Source organism: Streptococcus sp. HMSC072D07, from assembly GCF_001814835.1.
Lineage (GTDB): Bacteria > Bacillota > Bacilli > Lactobacillales > Streptococcaceae > Streptococcus.
Genome location: NZ_KV818031.1, coordinates 16,607 through 17,369 on the forward strand (window position 1 = coordinate 16,607; position 763 = coordinate 17,369).

A 763-nucleotide genomic window follows, 5' to 3' on the forward strand; every position below is an offset into this window, starting at 1 on the left:
AGCAAAGAGAAGTCTATTCCAGGTCAAGGAACTTACACAATTGCGCCAGATGGAAGTGTGACCTTCACTCCAGATAAGCAGTTTGTAGGCAAACCAGATCCAGTCACAGTCAAACGCGTAGATAAGAATGGCACCCCAGTTACTGCATCCTACAGTCCAGAGTTTACGAAAGTGACTCCAACTGGAACCGGTGCAACAAGTACAGGTCCTCAAGGACTTCCACAAACTGGTACTCCAACTTTCCAAGGTGGCGATCCACTGGTTCCAATTGATGAAACAGTAGAGCCAACCTTCGAAGATGGAAGCAAAGAGAAATCTATTCCAGGTCAAGGGACTTACACGATTGCACCAGACGGAACTGTAACTTTCACTCCAGATAAACAGTTTGTTGGAAAACCAGACCCAGTTACAGTGAAACGTTTAGATAAGAACGGAACTCCAGTGACTGCGACTTACAGTCCAGAGTTCACTAAGGTAACACCAACTGGTTCAGGTGATAAGACAGAAGGTCTGCAAGGTCAGGTCCAAGAAGGTAAAGTGACCTTCACTCCAGGCCATGACTCAGTTCCATTCCCAGCTGCCTCAACTCCACTATTTGACAATGGTACAGCTGTGAAAGAAGTGCCAAATGTCGGTAAGTTTGAAGTGGACGCAGAAGGCAAAGTGACCTTCACTCCGGACAAGCAGTTCAAGGGTGAAACACCAGAACTTGAATTGACTCGAGTGGATGCCAACGGAACTCCTGTTACTGTCAAGTACCAAG

General features: G+C 46.7%; 1 pseudogene. It reads left to right on the forward strand.

From position 1 onward, the window contains the following. Nucleotides 1-763, forward strand: a pseudogene (locus tag HMPREF2991_RS11095) (YSIRK signal domain/LPXTG anchor domain surface protein); the annotation flags it as partial.